The sequence below is a fragment of the Paenibacillus sp. NPDC058898 genome (assembly GCF_049316025.1).
GTDB lineage: Bacteria > Bacillota > Bacilli > Paenibacillales > Paenibacillaceae > Paenibacillus_AQ.
Map to the genome: position 1 here is coordinate 97,914 of NZ_JBMOSM010000001.1, position 18,417 is coordinate 116,330.

Annotated in this window: 14 protein-coding genes; all 14 read left to right on the plus strand. The window is 50.2% G+C overall.

From position 1 onward, the window contains the following. The first annotated feature begins 169 nt into the window (after positions 1 to 169). The 14 genes from ACOZB4_RS00370 (at position 170) to ACOZB4_RS00435 (ending at position 18,415) form a co-directional block, all read left to right on the plus strand. Positions 170 to 1,144 carry a phosphotransferase enzyme family protein gene (locus ACOZB4_RS00370; RefSeq protein ID WP_379409271.1) on the plus strand — a complete coding sequence of 325 codons (975 nt, stop codon included), beginning with the start codon at positions 170 to 172 and terminating at the stop codon, positions 1,142 to 1,144. A 121-nt stretch (positions 1,145 to 1,265) separates the two neighbouring features. After that, complete coding sequence (locus ACOZB4_RS00375) at positions 1,266 to 1,862, plus strand: hypothetical protein (protein ID WP_379409268.1); 597 nt, start codon at positions 1,266 to 1,268, stop codon at positions 1,860 to 1,862. A 32-nt stretch (positions 1,863 to 1,894) separates the two neighbouring features. Further along, positions 1,895 to 2,656: a class I SAM-dependent methyltransferase gene (locus ACOZB4_RS00380; protein WP_379409266.1), complete on the plus strand. Its 762-nt coding sequence runs from the start codon at positions 1,895 to 1,897 to the stop codon at positions 2,654 to 2,656. 172 nt (positions 2,657 to 2,828) lie between these two features. Further along, entirely contained in the window at positions 2,829 to 4,049 is a 1,221-nt protein-coding gene (locus ACOZB4_RS00385; RefSeq protein ID WP_379409263.1) for an amidohydrolase, read from the plus strand. 7 nt (positions 4,050 to 4,056) lie between these two features. Next, entirely contained in the window at positions 4,057 to 5,529 is a 1,473-nt protein-coding gene (locus tag ACOZB4_RS00390) for a sensor histidine kinase (protein WP_379409260.1), read from the plus strand. Positions 5,530 to 5,532: 3 nt separating this feature from the next. Then, complete coding sequence (locus ACOZB4_RS00395) at positions 5,533 to 6,228, plus strand: response regulator transcription factor (protein ID WP_379409257.1); 696 nt, start codon at positions 5,533 to 5,535, stop codon at positions 6,226 to 6,228. A 133-nt stretch (positions 6,229 to 6,361) separates the two neighbouring features. Further along, on the plus strand, positions 6,362 to 7,843 hold the full coding sequence (locus ACOZB4_RS00400) for an S-layer homology domain-containing protein (protein ID WP_379409253.1): 1,482 nt from the start codon (positions 6,362 to 6,364) through the stop codon (positions 7,841 to 7,843). Between the two features lie 163 nt (positions 7,844 to 8,006). After that, the gene (locus ACOZB4_RS00405; protein ID WP_379409249.1) at positions 8,007 to 8,768 is read left to right on the plus strand and encodes a DUF4253 domain-containing protein; all 762 of its coding nucleotides are present in this window, start codon (positions 8,007 to 8,009) and stop codon (positions 8,766 to 8,768) included. Between the two features lie 499 nt (positions 8,769 to 9,267). Beyond that, positions 9,268 to 11,385, plus strand: a complete 2,118-nt coding sequence (locus tag ACOZB4_RS00410) for a helix-turn-helix domain-containing protein (protein ID WP_379409247.1) — start codon at positions 9,268 to 9,270, stop codon at positions 11,383 to 11,385. Between the two features lie 261 nt (positions 11,386 to 11,646). Then, positions 11,647 to 12,603 (plus strand): ABC transporter permease, encoded by a 957-nt coding sequence (locus tag ACOZB4_RS00415; protein WP_379409244.1) that lies wholly within the window; start codon positions 11,647 to 11,649, stop codon positions 12,601 to 12,603. 15 nt (positions 12,604 to 12,618) lie between these two features. Beyond that, entirely contained in the window at positions 12,619 to 13,524 is a 906-nt protein-coding gene (locus tag ACOZB4_RS00420) for a carbohydrate ABC transporter permease (protein ID WP_009592960.1), read from the plus strand. Between the two features lie 131 nt (positions 13,525 to 13,655). After that, the gene (locus tag ACOZB4_RS00425) at positions 13,656 to 15,323 is read left to right on the plus strand and encodes an extracellular solute-binding protein (RefSeq protein ID WP_379409237.1); all 1,668 of its coding nucleotides are present in this window, start codon (positions 13,656 to 13,658) and stop codon (positions 15,321 to 15,323) included. A 152-nt stretch (positions 15,324 to 15,475) separates the two neighbouring features. Further along, the gene (locus tag ACOZB4_RS00430; protein WP_379409232.1) at positions 15,476 to 16,621 is read left to right on the plus strand and encodes an SGNH/GDSL hydrolase family protein; all 1,146 of its coding nucleotides are present in this window, start codon (positions 15,476 to 15,478) and stop codon (positions 16,619 to 16,621) included. Between the two features lie 81 nt (positions 16,622 to 16,702). Further along, positions 16,703 to 18,415 (plus strand): right-handed parallel beta-helix repeat-containing protein, encoded by a 1,713-nt coding sequence (locus ACOZB4_RS00435; protein WP_379409229.1) that lies wholly within the window; start codon positions 16,703 to 16,705, stop codon positions 18,413 to 18,415. Positions 18,416 to 18,417: the final 2 nt, after the last annotated feature.

The window sequence follows — 18,417 nt, forward strand, 5'->3', positions numbered from 1 at the left end:
TCCCTCCTCGTTAGCTATCTCTCAGTATATAAGAGAGTTATATCGGTAGAATCTCTGACTTGTTTCTGAATTGTAAACAAAATAGAATAGATCGAATCTGATAATAATCCAAAAATAGATTATAGTGATATAAAATAGGTAGGAATTTCTACATAAGGAGAAGTTTCACATGCAAAATGAACAGCTGCAAGAAATATTGAAGGAATACGGCATCCATGAACCCGAGATCACGTTTATTCGGCATAATGAAAATCGAACCTATAAGGTAAAAGGCCATGACGGAAGTACATATCTGCTTCGCATTCATCAACCGATAAAAGACGGCATGGCAGGTCAGCAGCATACCTATGACGGTCTGCTGGGTGAACTGCAAATGCTGGAGCATTTGTCAGGCTGGGATCAAATGCTTGTCCAAAGGCCGCTGCGGAATCGGGAAGGCGAGCTGATTACAATCATCGAACATGAGGGGAGGCGTTGGAATAGTTCCGTGCTTACCTGGCTGGAAGGAAGAGACTTGCATAGGGATGATGTAAGCGACCCGGTCATGGTCGAGAAGCTGGGGGCTCGTGTTTCAGAGCTGCACCGATTCTATGGTCAGTACATCCCGGAGGGCATCGATAAACGTCCAAGTCAGGGGATTAGCTACAATCAATATATGATCGGGGTTATAAAGCAAGGGTTAGCGAAAGAATTGTTTACTTCCTCCGATGTTTCTGTCATTGAAGACACGATATCGTTGGTTAACTCGCGGCTTGCGGATCGTGGGAACGAAGAAGCCTGGGGGCTCATCCATGGTGATTTAAGTTTGGGGAATATCATCATGACTTCGGATGGAGAACTGAGTTTTATCGATTTCGGTTTTTTCGGACCAGGTTATAATTACACGGATGTTGCAATGGGTGCCATGATGGTTCCCTCGGAGCTTCGGAATCTATTCCTGAGAGGGTATTATGGCAATGATCATACGGGACAAGATAAGCTTGTTCAGTTAGAAGGCTTCATGCTGCTGGCCATTATCGGATACTATGTCTTTCAAATGGAGAATGAATCCGTGCATGCATGGATGCGTGAAAGAATGCCGAAGCTGTGCGCCGATTACTGTAAGCCGTATTTGTCGGGTGAACGCATATTTTATTCCGTATAGTTCGATGACGAATTAGGCGGTATCCGTGAAAGTTCATTATAAGCATTCAATCCCTTGGTATGCACAATGATCGGGTGATACGATATGAGATACATAACATAAGGATTAGAGGTGAAACCAAATGGCGGAAAGCAAACTTCTACTGCAACAAAAAGCTCTTCAGGATGAAGCTTCTGAGGTAGCTCATGAACTTCGACTTTATGAATTGCTAAGTCAAGCAGGCGAACCGGTGCGTGTCGGCAGTTCAGCCCTCGGGTTGATGGTATGGAGAGACCTGGACATGACGGTAATATGCTCTCGGCTGACTCAGCAATTAATTGCACAAATCGCATCGGAACTCATGCTGCACGCTGGTGTGCGGGAACTGAAGTTCATAAACGATACCGGTGTATATAATACGGATCCCGCTTATCCCGATGGATTATACATTGGCCTAAAGTATAAGTCTCAGCAGGGGAAGGAGTGGAAAATGGATATTTGGTTCGTGGATGAACCGGAGAGACAACCCGACTTGAAACATATCGTCACGATGCCTGAACAGCTGACTCAGGAACGCCGGGAAGCTATTTTGCAAATCAAAAGTGATTGGGCAAGCCGTGATGAATATGGCAAGACTGTGCGAAGCTTCGATATTTATACAGCGGTTCTGGAAGAAAACATAAGGACACCGGAGCAGTTTCAGGCCTGGCTGGGCCAAAGGTCCATGAATAAAGAATGAAGCTGATGAATCAATAAGAGGAGAGTTTACATATGGAGATTATCAAGCATAACCTGGACAGTTGGGAGCTTAAAGTAAAACAGAAAAATCAGTGGACGGTTCCTGTAAGCAGCGAGGAAATCCAGAACGCCAGAATGGGCGATTGGTCAATTATCGTTACCGCTACCAAGCCTGTGCCCAAAGCATGGTTTCCTGAACTAAGCGAAAAAAATGTGCTCTGTTTAGCTTCTGGAGGGGGACAACAGGGACCGGTGTTGGCCGCTGCGGGAGCGAATGTAACTGTATTGGATTTCTCCGAATCCCAATTGGAACAGGATCGCTTTGTTGCTAAAAGGGATGGATTGTCCATTCGGACAGTTCTTGGTTCGATGACGGATTTAAGCATGTTTGATTCGGAGAGCTTTGATTTGATCGTTCATCCGGTATCTAACCTTTTTGTGCCTGATATTCAGCCGGTCTGGCAGGAAGCATACCGTGTGTTGAAGTCTGGTGGTATTATGATAAGCGGCTTTATGAACCCGGCCTTCTACTTATTCGACTGGGAACTGGAAGAGAAGGGGATACTTCAGGTGAAACACACCCTTCCATATTCGGAACTGGATTATGCGTCGGAAGAAGAGATTGTGAGAACCGGGGTATCATTGGAATTCGGACATACGCTGGAGCAGCAAATGGGAGGTCAGATCCGAGCAGGGTTTATGATTGGCGGTTTCTATGAGGATTCGTTCGGAGGCAAGAGACTGTTGGATCGTTATGCAAACAGTTTCATTGCGACAAGGGCCATAAAGCTTTAACATCCTGTCTATTTCCAAGGGGTTCATTAGAAGAGTCATCCTATCGGGTGGCTTTTCTTTTTTTATGTATATGCAAAACATAAGCAAATCCTATTTTTTTGATATTATCCATATCATTTTTCCTGTGATAGCATGTTCGTATATCTAGTAAGTGGAGAGAGGAATGATGGATATGAGTTCAGCATTTTGGTTAACAAATGCCCGGTTAGAGAGCGGTTATGAAGTTCAAGATGGCGTAATTACGGGAACAAAGACGGAGATTCGCCACATATTCATAGAAGATGGAAAAATCGTGAAGATCGTAGCCTCGAATACAACCCTAACAGACCAATGGCCGCAGCACGATGTGAAGGGCTTATTGCTTCTGCCAACCTTTATCGAGAAGCACTGCCATTTGGATAAAACGCTGCTTGGTGACAGATGGCGTTCGGTTACGCCGGTTTCCAGTATTTTCGAGCGTTTGGCGATCGAGAAAGCGACACTTCCTTCACTGGATACCTTGACGCAGGACCGTGCGGAACGGCTGCTTGATATTTACCTGAAGTCCGGCGTGACGCATGTGCGTACGCATGTCGATATATATCCGGAAGTGGGATTAGACAATTTAGAAGCGGTTCAACAAGCATTACGCGCATTTGAAGGAAAGTTATCTTATGAGATCGTTGCTTTTCCGCAACATGGTTTGCTGCACTCGAAATCAACGGAGTTAGTGAGACAAGCACTTCGTAATGGAGCAAACCTGGTCGGCGGCGTTGACCCGGCTACGGTGGATGGCGATATCGAAGCGTCTTTACAGGAACTGGTGGGGCTCGCAGTTGAAGCCAATGCAGGCATCGACCTGCATCTGCACGATGCCAATCAACTGGGGATCTTCACCATGAAGCGATTAGCTCAGTTAACCATTGAAGCGGGACTGCAAGGCAAGGTGGCGATTAGCCATGCCTTCGGATTGGGTGATATTCCGCCGTCCCAAGCGCAAGAGATGGGGGACTTGCTCGCTGATGCGGGGGTCGCCATTATTACGAGTGTGCCGATTGGCCGCAAGTTTCCGCCGATCGGTTTGCTGCACGAGTGCGGCGTAGAGGTAGCCGTCGGTTGCGATAACATTTTTGACGTGTGGTCGCCTTTCGGAAACGGGGACGTGCTGGAACGCGCGGGCCGGCTGGCTGAGGTGTCCCGATGGGTGGATGAACGCTCTTTGGCACGGACGCTTCAATATATCACCGGCGGCATGACACCGCTTGGTCCGGATGGCGAGCAGATATGGCCGCAGGTCGGGGACGCCGCCAGCATCGTGTTTGTCGAAGCTTCTTGTTCCGCCGAAGCCATTGCCAGAAGATCAAGGCGCGTGGCGACGATGTTTAAGGGCAACATCGTTTCCGGTTCGCTTTAGGCGACGCATGTCGATCAGGATCAAGTTGCTGCTGTCCTTTACCGGCATGCTGGTCATCAGCTTGTTGGTGTTCGTCTTGACTGCCAGTTTGTTTACCGTCGCGGCTACCGGGGACATTCGCGGGGTTCGGGATTTTTATAAAGTTCACTACCAGGTTAACCCGCTGACCGAGCAAGAGGAGTCTATCTTCCTTGAATTAAAATATCTTGCCAAGAACGAACCGGACGGTCTGCTGGATCAAGAGCTGCTGAAGGAATATGATTTTAAGCTGGGAACCGTGCGGGCAGGCCTGTACGTCCGTAAGGAAAGCCTTCAGGTTTACGAGTCCAAGACGTTAAACCAGCCTGAGCTGGAAGCGAATCTCCCTCCATTCGACCTGAACAACAATCAAATCCGCAATACGCTGAGCATCGGGGAACGCTTTTATGCTTATGCCAAATTCGACTTCCGGTTCTCGGACGAGACGAAGGGAAGCGTGTACGTGATCCGGGAGCGAAGTCCTTTCGGCGAGGTGACACGCAAGCTGTTGCCCATCCTTGTATTGAGTCTCGTTGGCATCATTGTGGTTGCGAACGTGATGTTATATCGCTGGATTACGCGCAGCGTGGTCAAACCGCTTGACTTGCTCCGAAATTCGGCCGAACACATCAAGGAGGGGAATCTTCAGTTTTCCCTGGATATGCATTCGAAGGACGAAATCGGCCAGCTAAACGAAACGTTTGAGAATATGCGAAAGCGGCTGCACGAATCGATTCAGCTCCGGCTCCGGGACGAAGAGAACCGAAAAGAGCTGATCTCCAATATCTCACACGATCTGCGCACACCGATAACGAATATAAAGGGTTATGTCGAGGGCATTCGAGACGGCGTCGCGGATACGCCCGAGAAGATGGATAGATACGTGAATATCATCTACACCAAAACCATCGATCTGGATAAACTCGTGAATGAGCTGTTTCTGTATTCCAAGCTGGATTTGAAGCAGGTGCCGTTTATGTTCGAGCATGTCGATATCATCGGTTTCATTGACGACTGCATCGATGAGCAGCGCTATGTTCTGGAGGAGAAGGACATTCTGCTGGAGTGGAAGGAACGTCCCGGTGATCCTGTCGAGGTCATTGCCGACCTTGAGAAATTAAAGCGAACCGTGCTCAACATCATTGGAAATGCCCAGAATTTCATGGACAAGGGGCAAAAAAACATCGGCGTCTCGATCCGGCTGTCTCCGGAATGGGTGACGGTTGAAATCCGGGATAACGGCACAGGCATCGCACCGGAAGCGATCCCTTATATATTCGAAAGGTTTTATCGGGCCGAGTCATCCCGCAACTCTTCAACAGGCGGCAGCGGTTTGGGTCTTGCGATTGCGAGCCAGATCATTGAAGGACACGGGGGTCAAATCTGGGCTGAAAGCGTGCTTGGCGTCGGAACAAGCCTGTATTTCACCCTGAAACGAGCGAACAGGAAGGAGGCGCGGTAACCCATGGCCACACGCATTCTCATCATTGAAGACGAGACGACCATCGCCCAGTTGGAGCGGGATTATTTTGAGCTGAACGGTTTTGCCGTCGATTTATGCCATACGGGTGACGAGGGCTTGAAGGTTGCCCTTAACGAGGACTACAGCCTCATCATTGTGGACCTTCAGCTTCCCGGCATGAATGGCTACGAGTTGTGCAGCCATATCAGGAAGAACAAGGAGGTCCCGATTCTGATCGTATCCGCCAAGAATGAGGAGATCGATAAAATCCGTGCATTTAATCTCGGTGCCGATGATTACATTACCAAGCCTTTTAGCCCGAGCGAATTAGTCGCAAGAGCCAAAGCCCATTTGATGAGATATGTAAGGCTTCTGGGCAAGCAAAGTCCGAGTCCAAGCTCGGAAATTCATATTAGGGGCTTGGTCATCGACAAAACGGCGCGAAGGGTGTTCGTACGCAATCAGGAAGTCGCGTTTACGACCCGGGAATTTAATTTGCTTGAATTTCTGGCGAGCCATCCGAACCGGGTGTTCAACAAACATGAATTGTTCGAACGGATTTGGGGCATGGATTCCAGCGGGGATATCGCTACCGTAACCGTTCACGTCCGAAAGCTGCGCGAAAAGATGGAGCTGGATCCATCCAATCCGCAGTATATTGAAACGGTATGGGGAGCGGGCTATCGTTTTTCGGTCTGAATGAGTTTAGAAATTGTTAATAAATATTTTCGAAACGTTTAATCCCGGATTTCTTGGGAGTTTAGGACTCTCATCTATCATGGAGATATGACGATTATCGTTCATATTCATCGAAGATAGGGAGGACTTACTTATGAAGAAGTATTCGAATAAACTGGCGGTCATGATGCTGGCCGCCGCACTGGGAACGGCGACGCTTCCGTTTCATGTTCTGCAGGCTGATGCTGCACAAGCACCGCTCGCTGCCCAAGATATAGAGCAAGCCGTTCAAGGGCTGTCCCAGCTGCGCGTGATGCAGGGTTACCAAGACGGCACGATGGGGATAACAAGTCCGATCACACGGGCGGAGCTGGCGAAAATGCTGGTGCTTGCGTTTGGACTTGAAGGCAAAGGGGAGACAGAGCCAAGCTTCACGGATGTGAAATCAAACGCGTGGTATGAGCGGTACGCAACTGAGCTGGTAGCACTAGATATTATGCAGGCACCGGACGGACGTTTTGATCCACGGGGAAGCGTTACCCACGCCGAACTGGTACAGATGGTGTCCAAGGCTCTGAAACGAGATGCGAAGTCCGTGGATTACTGGGCGCAACGTTTTTATTCCGAGGAGGGCCATGTCACTCGAGGTCAAGCTGCCTATTTGATAAGCATTGCACATGACGCAATTCCGTCGGAAAAAGCAAAAATCACGAGCGTCCGCGCACTGAATGCCATTACCTTGATCGTCACCTTTGATGCTCCATTGACATCGGACGATGAGATGTTTGCCAAAGCCAAAGAAGATTTTAAATTTAACGACGGTCTTGCCCTAACGAATATGCCGCGTCTGAAGACGGGCTCTATTTCCACCTATATCGTTCCAACTTCCGTTCAAAAACCGGGTACATCGTATACGCTGACCTATAAAGGGAAAACAGCAGGTACATTTACAGGAAACAGCACGAAGCTGGACATGACCGAGGCTAGACAGGTCACCCAGGATACATTTGAATTGGAGGCGCTCAAGGAGAATGGCGTCGTTGACTACGGTTATGTTATTTCCGCTTATAGCGGAGGCCGCGGCGCCAATGCCTTCGTATTGGATGAGAACAACAGCGCCGATGGCAAGGTCTATCAGATCATATCTTCTGGTCAAGCCAGAGAAGTTACGATTACGCCTGCAGGCGGACAACCTATCGTAGCCAAATACGTACCCTTCACCCAATCCACCGACGGCAAGCAAGAGCCGAAATTCCGATTGCCGGAAGGCCAGACGTTGACGCCGGGCGTTACCTACACCGTCACTTCGGACTGGGCACAGATCGCCAACCCGTCATTCGTTGCAGGATCGTTTGCTCCGCTGGACATCATCGGAGCCGAGGCAGTCAGCGACAGTTCCATTGCCATCACCTTGTCCGAGGATCCGGGGGATGAGCTGTTCTCCGGCCGGAGCGTGGAATTGACCGACGCTGACGGCAATCAACACATGGCGACCTATAAATATTCAAGCCGAAAAGGAGCCGTAGGCATATTCGATTTGACGCAGGAAAGTAAATTGAAGCCGGGATCGACGTATACCATCAAACCGGTAGGCGAGTGGGCAGGAGAAACCGATGCGTCCTTGACCGTCAATTAATCCATTACAGCATGGACATGGCTGTCCATATACAAGAGGACGAGCGTAAAGCTCGTCCTCTTGAACTTGTTTATAAGCGACTATCCGAATGGTTCTATTATTTGTAATAATAAGGGTAAGAACTTATACTGGTTTCAAAATATGCTATATTCGAGGTGTACATATGTTCGAAGAGCTTGCTAATTATTTAAGCGAATGTGATATTGAAGTTTTGGATTTGGATGGCTTAACGCTCCCTGTCCCAAAGGAAGGGGAGCACAAGATTCTCATCGCTCCCGGCTACAATCTGGTGGAAATGATGGAGGAAATCTGCGAAGAAGAAACCCTTTCTGAATACGTGAACAAGGAGCTGGAGCAGGTTCAGCGGTTAAGCATGAAAGATGTATTGGGAAAAATCGTGGCTTCGCGATTATCCTATACGGATATTGCGCTGGAACCGGAAGAAATAGAAGGCAAGAGCTTTGAGGAATTATATCGTTCTTATTCATTGCTATGGGAAGGCAGCGAAATGCTTAACGAAGAGTTTGACGAATCGGATACCGAACCCTTTGACTGGAATACGACATGGGTGCAGGGAAAGGTGGAAGAGGACGAGCAGGTGATCCTGCTGACGCTGCCGGCCGAAGCCGGATATGAAGCACCGCTGTGGGTTCCGATGGGAGGTTATAACGAATGTCCGCTGCCCGAGCATCAGTCGGTGATTTTTAAGCATTTTCAGCAGAAGTATCAGATTAAAATTGTGGCCGTTTCGGAAGATACTTGGATTCTTCAGGCAGGAAAACGACCCCAAACGTTTGATGAAGCATTACGGCTCGCCAAGGAGCATTTTATTTTCTGCCAATATGTCATGGACGGGTTTCCGACGCTTGGACATTATGCGGACTATCTAATGAAGCATGATATCTGGTATTTTTGGTGGGATTAAACGTCAGCTGCCGCGTGAAAACGCGGCTTTTTTTTATGTGGACAATGGTCAAAATATCCAAAGGCATGGTTATTTTCCGTTATTGTCATAAAGCATCATGAACCTTAACAATCGGATATTTACCAAGCTTGCCGATTCCCCTAATATGGAGTTACTTTCCGTCATTTAGCCGCATGCAGGCGTGGTATGGAAAAATGTACCCTGCCATACGCAGAAGTACCTACCCTTGCGCCGCAAACATCCATTATGATCAAATTTATAGCTGGCGGGAGAACTTGAGCCGTTATTTTTTGAAAGCGCTATCACACAAGGGGGGATATTTATTCTTAAGCAATCGAAGGTTTTTCGCAGCTTTCTCATCTCCTATATTGCCATTCTGCTCATTCCCACCATCGGAGGATACATATCCTACTTAACTTCCATCTCCGTAACGCAATCCATTTCGATTGAGAACAGCATCGTTCAGCTCGAGAAAAGCCAGGAGCTGCTGGAACACAGGATGGCGGAAGTGGAAGGGATGACGCGGCAGCTGGCGATCAATCAAGACCTTAACATGCTGCTCAACGATCATCTTGCCCAAAGGGATGTTTACGGCATATGGAGAACGATGCGCAATGTGCTGACTTTCGGTCAAACCAACGATTTTCTTCAGCATTACTACATCTATTTGGCGAACTACGACTTGATTGTAACGTCGGGCTCCTCTTATCGGCCGGAGCATTATTACGAGTTTTTTCATTATGATGATCTCACGTTTGAGGAATGGAAACAACAGATCCTGGAGAAAGCCCATCGCAGTGAAATCAAACCGCTCTCTTCCTTTTCAGAAAGGGACAACGAAACCTCGGTCATCACGTACATGCAATCGCTCCCGCTGGACAGCTTCAACGATTCGTCCCCAGCCAATGTCGTGGTCGTGATTGATGTACGGACGATTGCCGGATTATTCTCGGGGTTAACCGACAACTACGGCGGATGGGTCCACATCCACGACGGGAACGGGAATACGCTTGCTCTTCAAGGAAACATGGAATCCGATGTAAGCCAAATCATGAACGATCCGGCATTCGATCAGAACAAAACCAGCCAGTTCTACAAGAATGACCTTGTGATCACCACGCGCTCCGATAAGAGCGGTTGGGTCTATCAGGCCGGCATCCCCCGCAGCGCCTTAATGGAGAATGCCGATCAAATTAAACAAGCGTCCTGGTTCATTACCGGAGGCGCCATGATCGTCGGGCTGCTGTTCGGGTTGTATTTGGCTCATCGGAACAGCGTGCCGATCCATCGAATGATTAGCATCATGAAAGAGCAGTTCGGCAGGGATGAGCTGACGGAGCGCAATGAATTCGACTTTTTGAGCGGGAATATTGCCAATATGATCAGCAAAAACAAACAGCTGGAAAACGAGCTGACGCGTCAGCTGCCGTTTGTCCGGGATGCTTTCCTGAGGCGTCTGATTGCCGGCGAGTTTGAATCGAGGGACGAAATTGCTTCCGCTGCCCAGCAGGCTGATATTGCCTTGCATAACGGAAAAGGCTATGTCGGCATCCTGCAGATCAAAGGATATGCCGGCATGGACAGCGTGGAGATCCTTAACGAGCTTAACGCCGCCCGGCTTCTCATGAAACAGGCCTTTTCCGAAATCGCCGGGACGCTGCCAATGACGGATCTGGGCTCGGACAAAATGGTGGTTTTGTTCTTTACCGACGAAGAACGAGAGCCTGGGCCGGATGAAGAACTTCGAATTACGGGGTTGATCGAAACGCTGACGAAGCAGGTGCTGCATGAATATAAAATGTTCCTCCAAGCCGGTTTCGGCGATCCGTTCGATTCGATCTCAGAGGCGGGGCAGTCATTTGACCAGGCCAAGCAGGCTCTTGAACATGCCGTCTACATGAATCAAAAAGAGACGGTGTGGTACCGCGAAGCCCGAATCGTCAACACAACGTATTACTACCCGCTGGACACCGAGCAGCGCTTGATCAGCACGATACGGGCAGGAGAGCTGGAAGAAGCCGAGAAGATCGTCAATCTGATTATGGATCAAAATCTCCATCAGCGGGAGTTATCGGTCGAGATGAAGCATCAGCTGGTAGGTGAAATCAAAGGAACGTTCCTTAAGTTAATGGATCAGAAAATTTTTGCGGAGTCGGAATGGTTTGAAAGCATAAAAAGGCGCATCATCGATATCGGTTTTACCGAGCCGCTGGAGTCGATTCATAACGATATCCGCGCGATCATGGGAGAGCTGTGCCGATATATTTCCAATAAAAAGAAGGACTCCCATGCCAAACTGATCAGACAGATTTATGAATATACCGAAGCGACGTATGCACATCCGGATCTCACCTTATACCGCGTGGCCGAGCACGTGGAACGGCCAGAGAAATACATCTCCCAATTGTTCAAGGAAGTAACCGGAGTCAATTATTCCGATCATCTGATCAAGGTGCGGATGGAGCGGGCGGCCATTCTGCTTGCCGAGACGAACCTCACGGTCGATGAAATAGCGGCTCAGGTGGGCTACAACAGCTCCCATTCTTTTCGCAGGGCATTCAAGCGCCTCATCGGCATTTCCCCAAGCGCTTACCGTCAGTCTCATGAGGTCGTGTAAAGGGTTGATCCTCGCAAGCCGCATTGTCGCTTTGGACGATGCGGCTGTTTAGGCTAAAGAAAACACGAATACCCGGGATTTGGCCCCTGACGAGACAGGATGGCCTATGGAAAAGCGGTTATTTGTACGCCAAACGACCGAAGTGTACCTGTTCAAGGACCGGATTTCTCGCCTATGATCGACACATAAAGAAAACGCTATCATTTCAATGCCGACACATCATCTGTCATTACATTAGGGGGGATTATTCTGGAGAAGCCATTGGTAATCGAGTCGGAGCCTGTTATCCATACCAACACCAGCACCGGCTATTGGCATGTTGCACAAAAGAGTTTGAGGAAGCATTGGCAGCTGTACCTGCTCGTGATTCCGCCGCTGCTGTTTTTCCTGATATTTAAGTACTATCCGATGCTGAATGCCGTTCTTGCCTTCAAGGACTACAACGTCATCAAGGGAATATGGGGCAGTCCATGGGTAGGCTTCAAGCACTTCGAGCTGTTCTTCGAGAATCCGTTATTCTGGACGCTCGTCAAAAACACGATCATTCTCAGCGGTTATCTCATCTTAGCCGGGTTTCCGATTCCGATCGTGCTAGCGTTAATGATTAACGAGATCCGGGGCGGCCGATTCAAAAAGTTCGTCCAGCTGGTATCCTTTGCGCCGTATTTTATTTCAACGGTGGTCATGGTGTCGATCATCATGCTGTTTCTGGCCCCGCGGCTGGGTTTTGCCAACGTGGCTTTGAATTTTTTCGGACTGGAGTCCGTGAACTTTCTCGGCGATCCCGGGATGTTTCGTTCCATCTACGTATGGTCCGATATTTGGCAGACGGCAGGTTACAGCGCGGTGATCTATTTGGCGGCATTGGCCGGCATTGATCCGACCCTGTATGAAGCGGCGAAGGTGGACGGCGCCTCGCGCTTCCAAAAGATCCGCCATGTGGATCTGCCGGGCATTGTGCCGACCATCGTCATCATTTTAATACTGAATGTCGGCAACGTGATGGCGCTTGGATTCGAGAAGGTCTATCTGCTCCAAAATCCGCTGAATCAGGTGAACTCCGAAATCATTGCAACGTATGTCTATCGGATTGGGCTGCTGAATGCCAACTACAGCTTTGCAACCGCAGTCGGCCTCTTCAATTCCGTGATTAACCTCATTCTGCTGCTGACCGTGAACGGATTGGCTAAACGAATGACCCATAACAGCATTTGGTAAGGAAGGAGCTATCGCATGGCAGTTCAACAAGCAGGCACAAGGAAAATCAAGGAGTCCGCAGGCGACCGCATCTTCCTGACGACGGTATACATCGTTCTCTTTCTGGTCGTTATTGCGGTATTGTATCCGCTGATTTATATCATCAGCAGCTCCATCAGCAGCCCGGCGGCCGTTACTTCGGGCAGGGTATGGTTGTGGCCGGTCGATATTTCGTTCGAAGGCTTTCGGGTCCTTTTTAAAACGCCTGAGATTATGACCGGATACGCCAATTCCATTTTCTATACGACGGCTGGCACGATCATCAGTGTCGTGTTGACCATCATGATTGCCTACCCGCTGTCGCGCAGATCGTTTTTCGGACGCAACGCGTTGATGATGATCATTACGTTTACGATGATATTCAGCGGGGGGCTGATACCGACCTACATGGTCGTGCGGGAGCTTCATCTGATCGATACCCGCTGGGCGCTGCTCATACCCAATGCCATTTGGGTGTGGCAGGTGATTATCGCCCGATCTTTCTTTCAGTCTTCCATTCCGGACGAATTGCAGGAGGCCAGCGAGATGGACGGCTGCAGCGACATCCGTTTTATCTGGAGCATCGTCCTCCCGTTGTCGAAGCCGATTATGGCGGTGCTCGTGCTCATGTATGCGGTCGGCCAATGGAATGCGTACTTCGATGCGTTGATTTACTTGAAAAGCGCCGACTTGTTTCCGCTTCAGCTGATTCTTCGGAGCATCATCATTCAGAACAACAGTTCGGGAACGATGGATGCTTTAGCCATGGTCGAGAGGCAGCAGCTTGCCGAGCTCCTGAAATATGCGCTGATCGTGGTTGCCACCCTGCCTGTGCTGGTCATTTATCCGTTTGTGCAGCGCTATTTTGTGCAGGGGATGCTCGTAGGTTCCGTGAAAGGCTGATCGCTATTTGAGGGGAACGGCCGATTCAGGCCAAGGGAACTTGAGCTTATGTTGGAAGGGAGGTGATGCTCCGTTTAGTGTAAAGCTAGTCGTTTGCGTGTTGACTCTAATGAAAAAGGGAGCGATTCCATTTGAAAAAAGGCCTATTCAGTATGCTCATGCTGTTATTGGTGAGCAGCATCGTGATGGCAGGTTGCTCAGGCAAAAATACAGAAAACCCGAGCAATCCGCAGGGCGGAAGCGCGTCCGGCAGTTCGGACAGCTCGAAACCCGTGGAAATCAGCGTTTTTGCCGTACAGGAATCAGGCATCGATATTCCGGTGAACAAATTCACCAAGCATATCGAGGAACAGTTTAACATTAAATTTAATTGGCAGATCAATCCCTCCGACGGCGCCAAGGAGAAACGCCAAATCTCTCTGGCCAGCGGCGATTATCCGGATGCATATCTGCTGACGCACTATATCGATGAATTCTCCCAAGCGGATGTGCTCAAATACGGTCAACAGGGAGTGCTCGTTCCCCTGAACGATCTGATTGAACAGCATGGGCCGAACATTAAAGCGGCCATGGAAGCTACGCCGGAAATGAAGGCGCTTGTTACGGCCCCGGATGGGAATATCTACGGACTAGGCGCATACACGGAATGCTTCCACTGCTCCTATCCCAACAAAATGTGGATCAATACCGAATGGCTGAAGAAGCTGAATCTCAAGGAACCGAAAACGACCGAGGAATTCAGAAGCATGCTGCAGGCATTCAAAACGCAGGATCCGAACGGCAACGGGAAAGCGGATGAAGTGCCCCTTAGCGGTTCAACGGAGGATTTCGGCGTTCGGATTATCCCTTATTTGATGAACAGCTTCGTTTACGACGACGACCGGAACTACTTGACGATGAATGGCAGCAAGGTCGAGTCCGCGGCAATCACGCCGGAATGGAAGGAAGGGCTCACCTATATCAAATCGTTGTATGACGAGGGATTGATCGATCCGGGCGCATTCACCCAAAATGCGGAGGCGTTCAAGAAAATCGGCGAGAATGCGGACGCTGAAATTCTCGGCGCCGGTGCCGGCATGCATCCGGCCATCTTCGTGAACATCGATCCGGGCAACACCCGTTCGGCGCATTACAATCCGCTTCCGCCGCTAAGCGGACCGAACGGAATTTCATACGCAACCCATGATGCGGGCGGCGTATCACCGGGCGCAAAATTCGTGATCACGAACAAAGCCAGTGAAGAAGCCCGGGTAGCATTGATCAAGATGGTAGACTACATGTTTACGCCGGAAGGCCAAACCAATGCCGCAACCGGCATGAAAGGGATCGATTGGACAGACCCCGAGCCCGGCGATCAAGCGCTCGGCGAGGGCGTGACGCCGATGGTCAAGACCATTCCGACGAAGGAAGACGAAGCGCCGCATAATGCGGGTTGGAGCGGAATGGGCCATTTTTATATGCCGAAGGAGTATCGCGATACGTGGGTACAGGGAACCGATATTTATGCATCCGATGGCTATGAGCGCAGATTGTATAATGCTTCGCTGCTGTACCAAGGACATGAGCCGAAGGAGATCTTTCCGATCTGGTCGATCTGGATCGATCCGAGCGTCATCGATGAAGCCAGCATGCTTCAGACCAACCTTAAAAACTATATTGAGCAGAACCAGCTGCAGTTCATTACCGGCAACAAGGATCTGAACAAGGATTGGGACGCTTACGTCAAAGGATTGAAGGATCTGAAAATGGATCGTTATCTCGAAATTTTGCAGACGGCTTACGATCAATCCGCCAAATAATCGAAGGGCAGCTAAGCAGCTGCGGCTGTCATGAAGTCATTCCAACATTCATATGCGGGTGCCGGTCCAAACCGATCGGCCACTCCGCATTTTCTCTGTTTCACGGGTATCTACGGAGAAGACACAGGAATGAAACGAGGGAAGGTGATCATGTGTCGGATTATAACAAAGGCAGGCACCGTACCGCATTCATCGTTCATCGCCGAGGGCTGCCTCATGTTAAAGCCAAACTTGCAGGGAAAGAACAGGTGACGGTTGCCTTTCTGGGCGGATCCATCACGGAGGGAGCCGGCGCCTCAGCGGCCGATAAGACCAGCTGGCGTGCTTTAACGGCTCATTATTTAAGAGAACGTTTCGGAAATTCGCGGATTCGCTCCATTAACGCAGGGGTCGGGGGGACGGATTCTTCGCTGGGAGCTCACCGTCTTCGCGAGCACGTGCTGAGCGTCGGGAACATCGATTTGTTATTCGTGGAATTCAGCGTAAATGACGGGAGCGACCGGGAAGAATCCATCAGAGGAATGGAGGGAATTGTGCGCCAATGCCGTCGTCTGTCACCCGGAACGGATCTGTGTTTCATTTATACCGGGTCGGAGCGAAACCTGGCCCGTATCCGGTCGTATCCCATTGCCGTACATGAAGAAGTGGCCGAGCATTACGGCATTCCTTCCGTCGATTTTGCCGCCGGCATTTATGGCATGCTGACTAACGGTGAGGTTGCTTGGTCATCGCTTGCACCTGATGGATTCCATCCGAATGATGAGGGGCATGAGATATACGCAGGTTTTTTGCAAGGATATTTGAAGGAGCTGCTGTCGACAGAGGGTGACTCCTTGATGCTCGATCATTGCGGACATTTGCCCGCAGAACCGCTGCTGGCGGGGAACTACGAATATGCCGAAATGCTCCCATATGAGCTAGCCGATTATACCCGGGATTATCAAATCCGGGAGCTGCCGTTAGCTTCAAAGCTCATGAATTGGCGTTACGCAACAGAACACAGGTACTCTGATCATCCGAACGCTTCGTTTGCGTTCACCGTGGTAGGACAAAGCGGCGGTCTGCTGCTGTTATGCGGACCCGACTCCGGAATCTTTGAATACTCGATCAACGGCGGGTCCTTCGTACGGGTCAATCCCTTCGACGAGTGGTGCTTGAACGCTTATCGGCCAGTCAGCGTACACTTTCCGAGACTTCAAGCGCGCGGGCCGATATCGATCATGGTTCGAAATACAGGACTTAAGGATAAGCGAAGCCAGGGTACGGGCATGCGCGTGCTGAAGCTGCTAGCGAATTAGGCGTAATCGCGGATTTCCGCGAGGGGTTACACCAAGCCTGCAAAGGGCTGTTACTAATAATGGGAGGTGTTCACACTGCATATGCCTGGAAATCAAAACACTACAGCTCCGATCATCCTTTCCTTGCGGGATTACGAGGACCCGAATAACCCGGATGCGCAGCCTGCCATGAAACGCGCGATAGAAGCCGCCAGGGTAATGGAAGGCTCGGTTACTGTGGACATACCGCCGGGCTGCTATCATTTTTATCCTCAATCGGCCGATCGGGAAGCGTATTATATCTCGAATACAACCAGCGAGGAAGAGAATCCGGATGTGACCAAAACAATCGGGATTTGGCTTAGGGATCTGCACAACGTGACGCTCGAGGGGAACGGCGCTTTGTTTGTTTTCCACGGAAAGCAGACGATGCTTGTGCTCGATGGCTGCACGGATATTGAAATTCGCAATCTGCACTGGGATTACGCCGCCCCGACCGTGACCGAAATGACGGTGGATCGGTGCGTCGAAGCTTATCTTGAGGCAACCGTACATCCGGATTCACACTATGATTGCGCTGAAGGCAAATTCGAATGGGTCGGCGAAGGCTGGCGTTTTCGCGAAGGACCGATGCAGTTATGCAGTGCGGATTTGGATGCTGTCTGGCGCGTGGACAATTGGCTGGAGCGGGTGGTGTTTACCGAGGAGTTGTCGCCGCGTCGGCTACGGTTTCATTTTGGAAATCAACCCCCTCCGTACATGGCTCCCGGTACGATCGTGCAAATGCGCGACGGCATTCGGGACCAGGTTGGCATGTTGATCACCCAAAGCTCCGGGGTTACGTTTAGCGACGTGGGTCTGCATTTCATGCATGGACTGGGCGTGGTTGGACAGTTCAGCGCCAACCTGACCTTTGAACGCTTGGATCTGACGCCGCGTCCGGAGACCGGCCGCACGGTGGCGGGCTTTGCGGATTTCATCCACTTGTCGGGCTGCAGGGGAAAGGTCTCGATTCGGAATAGTCGGTTTGCAGGGGCCCATGATGATGGGATCAATGTCCACGGCACCTATCTTCGGATCGTCGGTAGACCAGCCTCCAATCAATTGCTTGTCAGGTTTATGCATCCGCAGACTTACGGATTTTCTGCTTATCTGCCGGAAGATGAGGTTGCGTTCGTAAACGCGGATACGCTGAACCCCTACGCTTTCGGGCGAGTCGCCGCTGTCGCCATGAAGTCGCCGCGCGAATGGCTGCTCACGTTGGAAAACGCGGTTCCCGCTGACATCGGAGAACGGGACGTCCTGGAAAATATGACCTGGACGCCAGAAGTCGAAATTGTCCGCAATGCATTCGCCCGGATTCCCACGCGCGGAATTCTGGCGACGACGCCGCGGCGGATCGTGATTCGGGATAACACCTTTTTGAACATGCAGATGAGCGCGATACTGGTCGCAGCGGATGCATCATCCTGGTACGAATCCGGCGCCGTAACGGATATGAGCATCGTGGATAACCGGTTTGTGAATTGCGGCGGTCCCGGACATGCCGTGATACGGATTGCGCCGGAGAATAAACATCATCTTGCAGCCGTTCACCGCAACATTCGGATCACGTGCAACCGCTTTGAAACGACCGGGGAAGCTTGGTTAATGGCTAGAAGCACGGAGGGACTGATATTCAAAAATAACGTGATACGGATGCAGGAAAAACACGGCCTTGCAGGGAATACCCGTACGGACGAACGCGTCCTTTTGGAAGACTGCATGGGAACGGATATTTCCTGTAATGACTTGGAGCATGACGAATTGAAATAAAG